The sequence below is a fragment of the Rhizobium sp. WSM1328 genome, assembly GCF_057653715.1.
Genome location: NZ_CM172788.1, coordinates 724,247 through 736,721, shown reverse-complemented (window position 1 = coordinate 736,721; position 12,475 = coordinate 724,247). Strand labels below are relative to the sequence as shown.

The 12,475-nt window shown below is 61.4% G+C and carries 13 protein-coding genes, 1 tRNA gene and 1 pseudogene; 8 read left to right on the top strand and 7 right to left on the bottom strand.

Features of this window, described 5'->3' with window-relative positions; genetic code table 11:
- Positions 1 to 61: 61 nt before the first annotated feature.
- Positions 62 to 355, bottom strand: a complete 294-nt coding sequence (gene tnpB / locus AC2444_RS03605) for an IS66 family insertion sequence element accessory protein TnpB (protein ID WP_130665924.1) — start codon at positions 353 to 355, stop codon at positions 62 to 64.
- 50 nt (positions 356 to 405) lie between these two features.
- Positions 406 to 774: an IS66-like element accessory protein TnpA gene (gene tnpA, locus AC2444_RS03600; protein ID WP_012756395.1), complete on the bottom strand. Its 369-nt coding sequence runs from the start codon at positions 772 to 774 to the stop codon at positions 406 to 408.
- 57 nt (positions 775 to 831) lie between these two features.
- Here tnpA and AC2444_RS03595 point away from each other — a divergent pair, with 57 nt between their 5' ends.
- Positions 832 to 1,458, top strand: coding sequence for a P-loop NTPase (locus AC2444_RS03595; protein ID WP_487762906.1), 627 nt, complete (start codon positions 832 to 834; stop codon positions 1,456 to 1,458).
- 89 nt (positions 1,459 to 1,547) lie between these two features.
- Positions 1,548 to 2,390 carry a hypothetical protein gene (locus AC2444_RS03590; RefSeq protein WP_041935472.1) on the top strand — a complete coding sequence of 281 codons (843 nt, stop codon included), beginning with the start codon at positions 1,548 to 1,550 and terminating at the stop codon, positions 2,388 to 2,390.
- Positions 2,391 to 2,519: 129 nt separating this feature from the next.
- Here AC2444_RS03590 and AC2444_RS03585 read toward each other — a convergent pair.
- Positions 2,520 to 2,593, bottom strand: a tRNA-Gln gene (locus AC2444_RS03585).
- Between the two features lie 162 nt (positions 2,594 to 2,755).
- Here AC2444_RS03585 and AC2444_RS03580 point away from each other — a divergent pair.
- Genes AC2444_RS03580 through AC2444_RS03570 form a run of 3 tightly spaced genes read left to right on the top strand, consistent with a single transcriptional unit; the run spans position 2,756 to position 5,877 of the window.
- Positions 2,756 to 3,667 (top strand): MBL fold metallo-hydrolase, encoded by a 912-nt coding sequence (locus AC2444_RS03580; protein ID WP_012756394.1) that lies wholly within the window; start codon positions 2,756 to 2,758, stop codon positions 3,665 to 3,667.
- A gap of 30 nt (positions 3,668 to 3,697) precedes the next feature.
- Positions 3,698 to 4,156, top strand: coding sequence for a thiol-disulfide oxidoreductase DCC family protein (locus AC2444_RS03575; RefSeq protein WP_012756393.1), 459 nt, complete (start codon positions 3,698 to 3,700; stop codon positions 4,154 to 4,156).
- The gene (locus AC2444_RS03570; protein WP_012756392.1) at positions 4,153 to 5,877 is read left to right on the top strand and encodes a saccharopine dehydrogenase family protein; all 1,725 of its coding nucleotides are present in this window, start codon (positions 4,153 to 4,155) and stop codon (positions 5,875 to 5,877) included. Before AC2444_RS03575 ends, AC2444_RS03570 begins: the two co-directional genes overlap by 4 nt.
- Positions 5,878 to 6,511: 634 nt before the next feature.
- Here the strand turns inward: AC2444_RS03570 and AC2444_RS03565 are convergent.
- Entirely contained in the window at positions 6,512 to 7,423 is a 912-nt protein-coding gene (locus tag AC2444_RS03565; protein WP_041935633.1) for a DUF1499 domain-containing protein, read from the bottom strand.
- Positions 7,424 to 7,762: 339 nt separating this feature from the next.
- On the opposite strand from AC2444_RS03565, the gene AC2444_RS03560 reads away from it, so the two are divergent.
- Positions 7,763 to 8,155: a hypothetical protein gene (locus AC2444_RS03560; RefSeq protein ID WP_012756390.1), complete on the top strand. Its 393-nt coding sequence runs from the start codon at positions 7,763 to 7,765 to the stop codon at positions 8,153 to 8,155.
- Between the two features lie 16 nt (positions 8,156 to 8,171).
- Here AC2444_RS03560 and AC2444_RS03555 read toward each other — a convergent pair whose 3' ends face one another.
- Positions 8,172 to 8,417: a hypothetical protein gene (locus AC2444_RS03555; RefSeq protein WP_003557210.1), complete on the bottom strand. Its 246-nt coding sequence runs from the start codon at positions 8,415 to 8,417 to the stop codon at positions 8,172 to 8,174.
- 123 nt (positions 8,418 to 8,540) lie between these two features.
- On the opposite strand from AC2444_RS03555, the gene AC2444_RS03550 reads away from it, so the two are divergent.
- Positions 8,541 to 8,738 (top strand): hypothetical protein, encoded by a 198-nt coding sequence (locus tag AC2444_RS03550; protein WP_012756389.1) that lies wholly within the window; start codon positions 8,541 to 8,543, stop codon positions 8,736 to 8,738.
- An 8-nt stretch (positions 8,739 to 8,746) separates the two neighbouring features.
- On the opposite strand, the pseudogene AC2444_RS03545 reads toward AC2444_RS03550, so the two are convergent.
- Positions 8,747 to 8,902, bottom strand: a pseudogene (locus AC2444_RS03545) (tRNA lysidine(34) synthetase TilS); the annotation flags it as partial.
- A gap of 284 nt (positions 8,903 to 9,186) precedes the next feature.
- On the opposite strand from AC2444_RS03545, the gene AC2444_RS03540 reads away from it, so the two are divergent.
- Positions 9,187 to 9,465: a hypothetical protein gene (locus AC2444_RS03540; RefSeq protein WP_012756388.1), complete on the top strand. Its 279-nt coding sequence runs from the start codon at positions 9,187 to 9,189 to the stop codon at positions 9,463 to 9,465.
- Between the two features lie 38 nt (positions 9,466 to 9,503).
- Here AC2444_RS03540 and ppdK read toward each other — a convergent pair whose 3' ends face one another.
- Complete coding sequence (ppdK, locus tag AC2444_RS03535; RefSeq protein ID WP_012756387.1) at positions 9,504 to 12,209, bottom strand: pyruvate, phosphate dikinase; 2,706 nt, start codon at positions 12,207 to 12,209, stop codon at positions 9,504 to 9,506.
- Between the last annotated feature and the right edge of the window lie 266 nt (positions 12,210 to 12,475).

Below are 12,475 nucleotides of genomic sequence, written 5' to 3'. Positions count from 1 at the left end.
TCCTGACTACCACGAGACAGGATAAATTTCCATAAAAACCAGTGGTTTCAGTGGGATAAAATCACCCGACACGGGCCGGTGGCGCACCCCAATCAGGACGACGCCAATCGATCCCTTCCCACAACATCGCCAGTTGGGCCGACGTCAGCCGGGCAGTCCCGTCGGATGCCGAAGGCCAAGGAAACCGCCCCTTCTGCAAGATCTTGTAATACAGGCAGAAGCCCTGGCCATCAAAATACAGCAGCTTCAAACGATCGCCACGCTTGCCGCGAAAGGCGAAGACCGCGCCGCCAGTCGGCTTCTGACGCAAAACATCCTGCGCAAGCGCGGCAAGGCCTTCTACTCCCTTGCGCATATCCGTGATCCCGCACGCAAGATACACCCGAACGCCGGTCCCAGGCCCAATCATGCTGCTTCCACTGCCCGGATAATCTGCGTCAGGACATCGGGAGCCATAGAACTCTCGAAACGAAGCGTGCGGCCGCAGATCAATCGTAGCTCAATCATCCCGGAGCAGCTCTCCCTCAATTTAGGGGCATCGTTCTGCACGGCATTCAGATCGACGGGAATGAACAATGCATTCGAAGACACCGGGAGCAGCCCCTTCTTCTTGAGCTCGCTACGCCAGGCGTATATCTGCTGCCGCGTTACATCATGACGATGAGCAATCTCTGTGATCGTGGCTCCAGAAACCCCAACCGACATGACAATCGCAAGCTTGTCTTCTTCGCGCCACCGCCGTCGACGTTCCTGCCCAAGAATTTCAACGCGCATCGCAATCCTCGCCTAAGACACGTCGCTAACGACGTCGTTAAACACGTGTCTTAGGCCATCAGGGCGCTAGGCGGCAGGCGGTTCCAATCGGGCGGTTACGCTATAAACCGCGACGACTCTGACTATGTTGCCGACAATATCGCTTCATCCCGACTGGATCACGCTTTGATCTACTCAAACACAGGGAATGGGAAGACGACTTTCCTTGATTCTGTGGGCTATAAATTAGCTGCTCGTAATTTTCAGGTATATAGAGCGACTTCGAATTCATCGATTATTCTTAAAGAGATACCAATAATAAGAAATATCCCTGGCGATATAGTTCTCCTTATCGATGATGCGTTCTCCCATATAGATGCAATAAAATCGATAATCGCGCTCGGCCGGAAAGACATACACATTGTTGCAAGCGCAAGAACTTCTCAAACGGAGCTACAAGAGGGCGAAATAACAAATGCCTTTAATAACGCAGTTGAGCTGTTTAGCTTGGACCGTTTGAACGAAAAGGAAATATCTGCGTGCATAGGTTTCCTCGATAAATATGCGCTATGGGGTTCCCGACAGGCGCTGCCGTTCGAACAGAAAAAGAGGTTCATCGAGAAAGATTGTTCCAGTGAGTTGCTCTTTGTCATACTGGAGGCGCTCGACTCACCAAATATAGGTCGCGCATTCAGGAGATTCTGAATTTCCAGGCCCCCCCCGAAGCGCGAGATAGGGTTCGTACAGTCTTAATAGTCTCTCAACTTCTCAACCTTGCGCAAGTCCGTTCCGACTTGTCGCTTATCAGCGAATTGGTTCAATTTGATGCACGCAAGGCAATAGGCGAACATGCAGCCAAGCTGCGCGACTTTTCGCTTATCCGAGGCGGCCAGATTTCTATTAGATCGTCGGTCTTTTCAGACTACGTAATAAAGAAACTGATAGAAACGTCATTCGTGATTGACGTGATGACTAAGACGATGAGACACCTCGATGTTGTTCACGACAATGATCAGCAATACGCGTACATATACAAAAATTTTTCGCGATTTCGTTTCGTGGAAAGTGCGATATCCTCCGATAAACGCCTTATCCACATGGTGAAATACTTTGAAGATATAAAAGATCTACGACACTCCAGATCACATCCGCTGTTTTGGCTACAATATGCAATGTGTAGGATATCGCTCAGTCAATTTAAGGAGGTGGAACGGCTATTTGACGTCGCATACGCGTTTTCAAAACAGTCGGGATTTAGAGAAAATCGGCACCTCAACAATCAGTTCGCGCGATTTCTACTGGAAAGTAGGACAAAATCGAATGAATACACCGATTATATGGCCGCATTCAACAAGGCACATGCTATCTGTGTTAAGCAGATGATTGATGAGCCTCAAAGCAATAATCCCTATCGCGTTGCTCAAAATTATTTTCCGTTTCTGGAACGTCGGATCAGCGACCTGGAAATTGGCGATCTAGTGGGAATTATCCGGTCATGCTCGGAAATCCTAAAGCAATATCGTTCGCGCTCCGGCAGCGTTAGCCAAAACTCAATAGTAGAGAACTGCGCAGTGGCGATGAAAAAAACATCAGAGGCAGCAACTGCGTCATTGGCTACGCGGGGCATTCAACTGTAGTGCGATCACCTAGACAATCGAGGATGGGGGCCATAGGGCCTGGATTATAACGCAAGCTTTTGATGAACTATTATGTTTTGACGGTGTCGACCCTTGGATCGTCGAGCCATGGAGAACCCGTAAGAAATATGGCTGGGGCGCCTGGATTCGAACCAGGGATGACGGTACCAAAAACCGTTGCCTTACCGCTTGGCGACGCCCCACCAGAGCTTGAGCGGAAACCGCCTGCTCAAATCGACGCCTGATTAGCAAAGCTCTTCGCCTGTCACAATGACTAAGTTTAACCCGGCGCAGATTTATGCGCTGCGCAGCACCCGCCGTCGTGCTAGGAAGTGGCGACGTCATCGGCCCGAGATCATTCCTTCATGGACAGTCCCGCATTCGACCTCGCTTTCGAGCCGGCCTATGGGCAGGCCGTGCCGGTTGTTTCAGGGGTCGAGCGGGTTACAGTGAACAATCCCGGGCCTTTCACCTTTTTCGGCACCAACAGCTATATCGTCGGCTCGTCCTCCGTCGCGGTCATCGATCCCGGCCCGGAGGATGAGGCGCATTTTCAGGCGCTGATGGCAGCGCTTGCCGGCCGCGCGGTGACGCATATCTTCGTCAGCCACACGCATCGCGACCACTCGCCGCTGGCCAGGCGCCTGCAGGCGGCAACGGGGGCGGTGACGGTGGGCCAAGGGCCGCACCGGCCGGCGCGGCCGCTCAGGGATGGCGAGATCAATCCCTTTTCCGAAAGCTCGGATCTATCCTTCGTGCCCGATATAACGCTCAGTGACGGCGAGCGCCTATCGGGCGATGGCTGGGCGCTGAGCGCGGTGCTGACGCCGGGGCACACGGCCAATCATGCCGCCTTTGCGCTTGAAGGCCGCGACATCCTGTTCTCCGGCGATCACGTCATGGTCTGGTCGACCTCGATCATCGCGCCGCCGGATGGCTCGATGGCGGATTACATGGAATCACTCGACCGGCTGATTGCGCGCGACGACCGGTTGTTGCTGCCCGGCCATGGCGGGCCGGTGACGGAACCCTCGACCTTCCTCAACGCGCTGAAGGCGCATCGCCTCAGGCGCGAGCAGGCCGTGCTGGCGCGCGTCCAGGCAGGCGACCAGCGGATTGCCGAGATGGTGAAGGTGATCTATCGCGACACCGATCCGAAGCTGCATGGGGCGGCCGCCCTTTCGGTGCTCGCCCATATCGAGGATCTTCTGGAGCGTGGCGAGATCGCGGCGGATGGGCCGCCTTCGCTTGCCGCCCTCTACCGGCCGGCGGCATGAATATGAGGGTGGGGTCATGAGGATGGGGAGATGATGATGCGGGCTCAAGCCGATTACAGCTATCGCAACGATGCCGATGTGCCCGCCTTTGCCGATGACCGGCCGTTGATCGTCTTCGATGGCGAATGCGTGTTCTGCTCCGGCTGGGTGAAATTCGCGCTGAAACATGACAAGCAGCAGCGATACCGCTTCCTGGCGGCGCAGACGCCGCTCGGCGCCGCGCTCTACCGGCATTACGGGCTTCATGCGCGCGACTACGAGACCAATATCCTGATCGAAAATGGCCGCGCCTTCTTCAAATCCGACGGCTCGATCCGCATGGTGGCGGGGCTCGGCTTTCCCTATTTGCTGGTCAAGATCTTCCGGCTGCTGCCGCGGCGGGCGGCCGATGCGCTCTATGAATACATCGCCCGCAACCGGCTGAAGATTGCCGGCCGGCAAAGCTGCATGGTGCCGACGCCGCAGCAGCGCGGCCGCTTCATCACATGAGCGAGGACCGGTTTTCGCTGCTCATCATCGGCGGTTACGGCACGTTTGGCGGGCGGCTTGCCCGGCTGCTTGGCGATGAACCGCGGCTCAGGCTGCTGGTTGGGGGGCGGTCGCTGGAAAAGGCTGACGATTTCGTTGCCGATCTCCGGACGCCGAAAGATGGCGCCGAGGGCCTGGGAAGCCACAATCTCGGCGCGATGGTGCAGGCCGTCAGCTTCGACCGAGACGGCGACCTCATCGAACAGCTGACGCGGCTGAGGCCTCATCTCGTCGTCGATGCCTCGGGGCCGTTCCAGAGCTTCGGGAAGGATGCTTATAAGGTGGTCGAGGCCTGCATCGATCTCGGCATCGATTATGCCGATATCGCCGACAGCACCGGTTTCGTCGCCGGCATCAGTGGGCTGGATGCGGCGGCCAAGGCCCAGGGCACCTTCGCGCTGTCGGGGCTGAGCAGCCTGCCTGCGCTTTCCTTTGCGGCACTGGAGGCGATGGCGCCGCATTTCTCCCGGGTCGACACTGTCGCGGCGGGCATTGCCCCGTCGGCGCATGTCAAGATCGGGCTCAATGTCGTGAGAGCGATCGCGAGCTATGCCGGCAAGAAGGTTCCGGTGCTGCGCCATGGGCAGCCGGCCTCCGGGCGCGGGCTGATCGATGCGATGCGGGTGACGGTGGCGCCGCCGGGGGTTAAGCCGCTGCGCAGCCGGAAATTCCTGCTGGTGGATGCGCCGGATCTCAAGCTGCTGCCGGCACGCTTTGCCGGCCTGCAATCGACTTTCACCGGGGTCGGCACGGAGCCGCAGCCGCTGCAGCGCTTGCTCAGCCTTGCGGCAAGGCTCGTCCGCCTCCGGCTCCTGCCGTCGCTGTTGCCGTTTTCGCGGCTGCTGCAGCGCGCCAGCCACGCTTTCGCGGTGGGCGAACATCGCGGCGGCATGTTCGTGCGCGTCGGCGGTGTCGATCACGCCGGACGGCGGCTGTCCTGCGGCTGGCATCTGATTGCCGAAGGTGATGACGGGCCGTTCATTCCTGTTATCGGCGTGGACGCGCTGGTGCGCCGGCTGCTGAGCGGCGTGCGGCCGGAGAATGGTGCGCGGCCGGCGGCGGGGGAATTGCAGCTTGCGGATTTCGAAGCGGCCTTCCAGCGTTTTGCGATCACATCCGGCATCACGATGGAACACGAGGAGGCACGCCAGCCGCTCTACCAGAGAATCCTCGGCAGCGCCTGGGAGCGGCTGCCGCCGGCCCTCGCCGCGCTGCATGCCGGCGGCGCGCGCGTCGCCTCCGGCCGGGCGCGGATCGAGCGCGGCGGCGGGCTGCTGGCGAGGATCGTCGCGCGCCTCATCGGCTTTCCCCCAGCGGGTGAGGATGTGCCGGTCACGGTGCGTTTCGTTGCCGATGGCGACAAGGAGATCTGGACACGCGATTTCGGCGGCACGGTGTTCCGCAGCTGGCAGGTCGAGGCAAAGGGCCGTGACCGGGATCTGCTCGCCGAGGTGTTCGGGCCATTCCGGGTGCTGATGGCGCTGGTGCCGGATGGGGAAAAGCTGCGGCTCGTGGTGCGCGGCTGGCGGTTTTGCGGGATTCCGCTGCCGATGTTTCTGGCGCCTGGCGGGGAGACGTATGAGGAGGAGCGGGATGGGCGGTTCCACTTCCACGTGGAGATCGGCGGGCGGCTGACGGGGTTGGTGGTGCGGTATACCGGGTGGTTGGTGGTGGAGGAGTGAGTGGGTCTCTGCCTTCGCGCGGATGGCTGCCCCTCACCCTAACCTTACCGGGCTCGAGCCACTCGTCTCGACCCGTCCTCCGGACCCCGGCTCGCGGGGCGAGGAGACGTGCCCTGCGAGAGGTCGGCGAGGAACGGAGAGGTTGCCGCAAATCTCTTCTCCCCTCGGGGAGAAGGTGCCGGCAGGCGGATGAGGGGGCCACACGGCACGCCCTCTCATCGTAATTATCCCGCCATGCCGACGCGAGCGCGGTCGAATCCCGCATAGGCGTTGTAAGGAAAGACCGGCTTCGGCGGCCCCCTTCCTTACGGTCTTGCGGGACCGACCAGCCCACCAGCCACATGGCACACCGATCAGCCCTCATCCTGAGGCGCGCAGGCCAGAGGCCGGAGCCTCGAAGGACGGGGGCGGGTGATGCGCGCTGCGGCCGCATCCATTGCCGGAGGAGATACCAGTGGCCGGCCTCGTCCTTCGAGGCCCCTGCGGGGCGCCTCAGGATGAGGTCGGAGAGAGGTCGCGGCCCGAAGGGCGTCGAATCTGCCGCACCCTATCCCGGCCCTTCGCTTGGGTTCAGGGCGTTCGCAACTGCAATCGATTCGCCGGATCGATTGCTGGCGCCTTGCGCCACCGTTGCTCACCCACCCGCAATCCCCAGCAGCTCGGCATCCAGCGCCTTCAAATAATCGCCGGCGATTTCGGCGCTGAAGCCGAGGTCGTGTTGGCCGTAGCGGGAGGCGACGCGGATGTCGACGAAGGTGGTTTCGGCCTCTTCGCGGAGCCGAATGATGATATCGAAGCGCAGGCCGAGGATCAGCGTGCGGGTGGTGCCCTGCAGCGTCACGCCGTTGACGCCGCGGATCAGCTTGGCGACATCGTCGTCATAGGGGCGCGGCGTCGGCACGGGGATGGTATTGGGCGCATCGGCCACCGCATCGTCGCCCGGCTGCGGCGGCTTCACCGGCTTGTCCTCGGCATCACGGTCGGGCTCGGTGTCGCCACTGCTTTTCGTGATGGTCATGCCGCTCATCTTGGCGACCTTGCGCACCGCTTCGAGCACGCGGTCGAGCGCGCCCTCATAGCGCCGGCCGGTGAGTTCGGGATATGCGGCGAGCTGCTTTTCGCGGTCCTCCGGCGTCACCTGCACATTGCGCTTCAGCCAGATCTGGTCGGAGTGCGGCGGCGAAAGCCAGTCAGGCACCGAGACCGGATCGGTGGAGACGTCGTAGATATCGGGCCGCGTCATGTAGCGCTCGGTGGCATAGGCGCCGAGGCCGAGCGGAAAGGCGGCATAAATCAGCGCCGCCAGCGCCGCCAGCCCGCCCTCGGCCCCCGTCATCCAGAGGCTACGCAGCCCGACTGCGGCAAGCATGGCGGAAAGCAGCGCGCCGCCGGCGGCGGCAATCAGCAGCAGTACCAGATAGGGTGTGGCGAGGCCGCCGAAGCGATGGGCAATCATCACAGCCAGCGCCAGCACCAGGGAAAACGCCGCGAGCAGCCGCGAAAAGCGGGCGGCGTTGGAAACGGGGCGGTCGAAGCGGATGGCCATCAAACTTACCGGTTGCTCGTCAGCGCCCGCGCGTTCGACCACGCAAATCGCCTCCACCCTGTTTAGAGCATGATGCCGAAAAGTGTGAAGCGGTTTTCGGACGACATCATGCTCTATTCATTGAATTAGATCCGGATTCAGATTTTAGGCCGGCCCGGCCTAACATCATCCGGATCTGGGGCAAGATTCGGCTAAATTGAAACTATTGTCTGAGGCATTGCGTTGGAATCCTCGGCGAAGGCCATGACGAACCGGCGGCGGCTTCATAAGCCCTTGCTGATATGTCAAAAAAAGGTCATTCTGCCGGGGTTTTATCTCCAGATGTAGAGGAGAGACGGGATGATTTCACCCGAGATTGCAGCAAGGCCGCAGGCGTCAGTGCTTGGCGGGATCGACCATCAGTCCGAGCCGATGCTGCCGATGGAGCTGCTTGAGCTCGAACTTTCGCTCGAAGGTTATGCCGGCGGCGATGCCGGCTTCTGCGAGGCGGTGCGCCAGGCAGCGGCACGCTCCGGCGGCGAATTGCTGTTCGACCTGCCGGCCGGCGGCCTCATCGATGATTGCCGGCGCATTGCCGTGCTGCGTATCCCAGGTGACGGCCAGGAGATGCGCGTCGTGCTGGCGCTGCTCGACGGCAACGGCACCGAGATCCGCATGCAGGCGCCCGATGAAGAGACCGCGCCGCTGGTGCGTTTCGCCGATGCCTTCATCGAACTGCTGGAGCGGATCTGAATTCTAGATCAAGATGTTAGCGGCGCTCGGCCGCGGCTTCCGCAACGCTGCGGAAGGGGAACTTGCGACCGCATTCGCACTTGATGACGAAATTTTCCTGATGATTGGAAGGCCGCTGCACGCCAAAACCGCGCGGCAGCTGATCGACCTTGAAATCCGGGTGCTTGCGCTTGGGATCATCAACTTCCGAGGCCTCGGCAAAGCCCTCATTGCCGCATTGCGGACAGCTCAGTTTTTTCGAAAATCGATCGCGAAGGGCCATGCTCGTTCCAAGTTTGCAAGCTTTCCTCATACATAGGAATGGCCCTCATGCATAGAAAGGTTGGCAAGCGAAAGTGGAACCAAGTGCCAAGCCTGCCGTTCCTTTTTCGAAAAGGAGGCACTCATGCCCAACAAAGACCCGATCCCGACACCCAATGCCGACACACCGCGCGGCCCGACGCCGACCCCCGGCATTCCCGACCCCATCCAGCAAAAGCCGCCGCTGACGCCGGCACAGGATCCTGCTGATACGAAGAACCCGCAGGATCCGCCGCTCAATCCGGCGCTGCTGCCGATCGGGGATCCGGCTGGGGCGGCTTGAAGTCAGGTGAGAGCGTCACCCCAATCTCCCTCATTCCTGTGCTCGTCACAGGAATCCAGTGCGCCCAAGTCCTTGGGCGCAGGAGACCGGCTTCGCCTATGAGCGTCATTCACCGCGCCGACGCGCGGTGGCTGGATTCCTGTGACGAGCACAGGAATGAGGGAGGAGAGGTGGAGTGAGACGCAACGGCAGACCGGCTTCGCCGGCCCCCTCATTCGCCTTACCGGGCACCTTCTCCCCGAGGGGAGAAGAGGGAAGCGAGAGGTTGCGGCAAATCCCCTTCGCCCCAGCGGGGAGAAGGTGGCCCGAAGGGTCGGATGAGGGGGCTGCACGGCAGACGGTTCGCGTCATCATCTAAGCCTCAGCGATCTCCGGGATCGAGGCAATAGCTTGACGCCGGCATTCGAATGGCCTTTCCTCGGAGAAAAGCATTCCAAGGACCAAACCAATGCGCATTCGTCTTCTCATCACCGTCATGGCCACCATCGTCGCCGGGCTCTCGGCCTGCCAGACGATGACGCCGGAGGAGCGGCGGGCAGCGGATGAGCAGCGGTGCCAGAGCTATGGCTTCCGCCGCGGCACGGATGGTTTTGCCACCTGCTTGCAGCGCATCGATCTCGACCGGCGCGCCGAATCGCGGGCGCAAAGCGCTGAGATGATGAACAACATGGCCTGGGAGCTGAACGGGCCGTATATCTACCGCGATCGTTGGCGGCATCGTCACTGACTGCCACGGGCGCCCTGCCCCACGCTGCAGCGACTATCCTACACGGTTGCCCGCAGGTCTTTCGGACCGCGCCTGATCTCCAGATTGCCTGCAATCACCGCCTGCGCCGCCGCTAACCTCGCGATCGGCACGCGGAAGGGCGAGCAGGACACGTAATCGAGGCCGATCGTCTCGCAGAAGCGGATCGAGGCCGGGTCGCCGCCATGTTCGCCGCAGATGCCGAGCTTCATGTCGTTGCGGGTGCGCCTGCCGCGTTCGGCGGCGATGCTGATCAATTCGCCGACACCGTCGAAATCGAGCGAGATGAAGGGATCGTGCTCGATGATGCCCTTGCGCTGATAGGTGGGGATGAAGGCCGAGGCGTCGTCGCGCGAGATGCCGAAGGTGGTCTGCGTCAGGTCGTTGGTGCCGAAGGAGAAGAATTCGGCGGCTTCGGCAATCACATGGGCGCGAAGCGCCGCGCGCGGCAGCTCGATCATCGTGCCGACGAGATAATCGATCTTCATTCCGGCTTCGTTCATGACGTCGCCGGCGACGGCATCGATGTGCGCCTTGACGTAATCGAGCTCGGTGCGGAGGCCAACGAGCGGCACCATGATCTCCGGTACGACGGCAGCCCCGGTCTCCTTAGCTGCGGCGACCGCCGCCTCGAAGATGGCGCGGGCCTGCATCTCGACGATTTCGGGATAGGAGATCGCCAGCCGGCAGCCACGATGGCCGAGCATCGGATTGAACTCGTGCAGCGCATCGACGCGCTGGCGAAGCACGGATGCCTCCATGCCCATGGCGAAGGCGACCTCGGCGACTTCGTCATCGGTCTTCGGCAGGAATTCGTGCAGCGGCGGATCAAGCAGGCGGATCGTTACCGGCAGGCCGTGCATGACGGTGAAGAGGCCGGTGAAATCCAGCCGCTGCATCGGCAGCAGCTTGTCGAGCGCCAGCCGCCTGCCCTTCTCATCGACGGCCAGGATCATCTCGCGCATCACGTGGATGCGCTCGCCCTCGAAGAACATGTGTTCGGTGCGGCAAAGGCCAATGCCTTCGGCGCCGAAGGAGCGGGCGGCGAGCGCATCGGCCGGCGTATCGGCATTGGTGCGCACCGTCATGCGCCGGGCGCGGTCGGCCCAGCCCATGATGCGTCCGAAATCGCCCGACAGCGCCGGCTGGATCATCGGCACCTCGCCTTTCAGCACCTGGCCAGCCGAGCCGTCGATGGTGATGATATCGCCCTTCTTCAGCGTCACGCCGACGCCGAGCAGCCGCTCGTTGCGCACGTCGATGCGCATGGTGCCGGCGCCGACGACGCAGGGGATGCCCATGCCGCGGGCAACGACCGCCGCATGGCTGGTCATGCCGCCGCGGGTCGTCAGAATGCCTTCGGCGGCATGCATGCCGTGAATATCCTCGGGGCTGGTCTCGACCCTCAGCAGGATGACCTTTCGGCCTTCGGCTTCCGCCTCGACCGCCTCTTCAGCGGTAAAGACGATGGCGCCGGTGGCAGCCCCCGGCGAAGCCGGCAGCCCGGTGCCGATTACCTGGCGGGTGACGCGCGGATCGATCGTCGGATGCAGCAGCTGGTCGAGGCTGGAGGGCTCGATGCGCAGCACCGCCTCGTCCTCGGTGATCACGCCCTCATCGACCATGTCGACGGCGATCTTCATCGCCGCCCGGGTCGAGCGCTTGCCCGAACGGGTCTGCAGCATCCAGAGCTTGCCGCGCTCGATGGTGAATTCGATATCCTGCATGTCGCGGTAGTGGATCTCGAGCTCGGTGCAGATGCGGCAGAGCTCGCGAAACGCCTCCGGCATCAGCTTTTCCATCGAGGGTTTTTCGGAGCCGGAGGAAATCCGCCCCTCCTCGGTGATGCTTTGCGGCGTGCGAATGCCGGCCACGACATCCTCGCCCTGGGCATTGACCAGGAATTCGCCGTAAAGCGCGCTCTCGCCGGTCGAAGGGTTGCGGGTGAAGGCAACGCCGGTGGCCGACGCATTGCCGAGATTGCCGAAGACCATCGCCTGGATGTTGATCGCCGTGCCCCAGCCTTCCGGAATATTGTGGAGCTGGCGGTAGGTGACGGCGCGCGCGCTCATCCAGCTGGAAAAGACGGCGCCGACCGCGCCCCAGAGCTGAACTTCGGGATCCTGCGGGAATTCCTGCTCCAGTTCCTCCTCGATCAGCTTCTTGTAGAGCGAGACGATATGCTGCCATTCCGAGGCGCTGAGCTCGGTATCGAACTCATGGCCGAGCTTGGCCTTCTCGTCTTCCAGGATCTCCTCGAAGGCGTCGTTGCCGAGGCCCATGACGACATCGGCATACATCTGGATGAAACGGCGGTAGCTGTCCCAGGCAAAACGCGCGTCGCCGGCATCATGGCTGAGCGCCTGTACGGTCTCGTCGTTGAGGCCGAGATTGAGCACGGTGTCCATCATGCCCGGCATGGAAACGCGGGCGCCGGAGCGCACCGAGAGCAGCAGCGGCTGGCTGACGGAGCCGAAGTGACGGCCGGTGACCGCCTCGATCGCCGATATGCCGGCGCGGACCTCCGCCTTCACCGCATCCTCGATATGGCGGCCGTTCTTGTAATAGGTGTTGCAGGCGTCGCTGACGATCGTCAGCCCCGGCGGCACCGGCAGTCCGAGCGCGCACATTTCCGCCAGATTGGCGCCCTTGCCGCCCAGAATCTCGTGATCGCGCGCCCGGCCCTCAGCCTGCCCGTCGCCGAACCTATAGACCCACTTGGTCATCTTCCCCCCAACACCAAATCGAGATTAGCTTAATCCGTTGGTGTTGAAATGAAAATCGACAAATGCGGCAGAATGTTGCGCTGCACAATAAATCTTGGCTGTGGCCGACGTCGAAACGGTTGAAAGGTGCTCAAACAGAAAAAAGGGCACAAAAAAAGCTTTGCGGGACTGCAACAATGTCCCGCAAAGCCTTGTTTCCGTCCGGCCAGGAAAACCGGACGGGGGGTCCCTCAACCCGAAAACGATTCAGCTTTTTCTCAAAACAG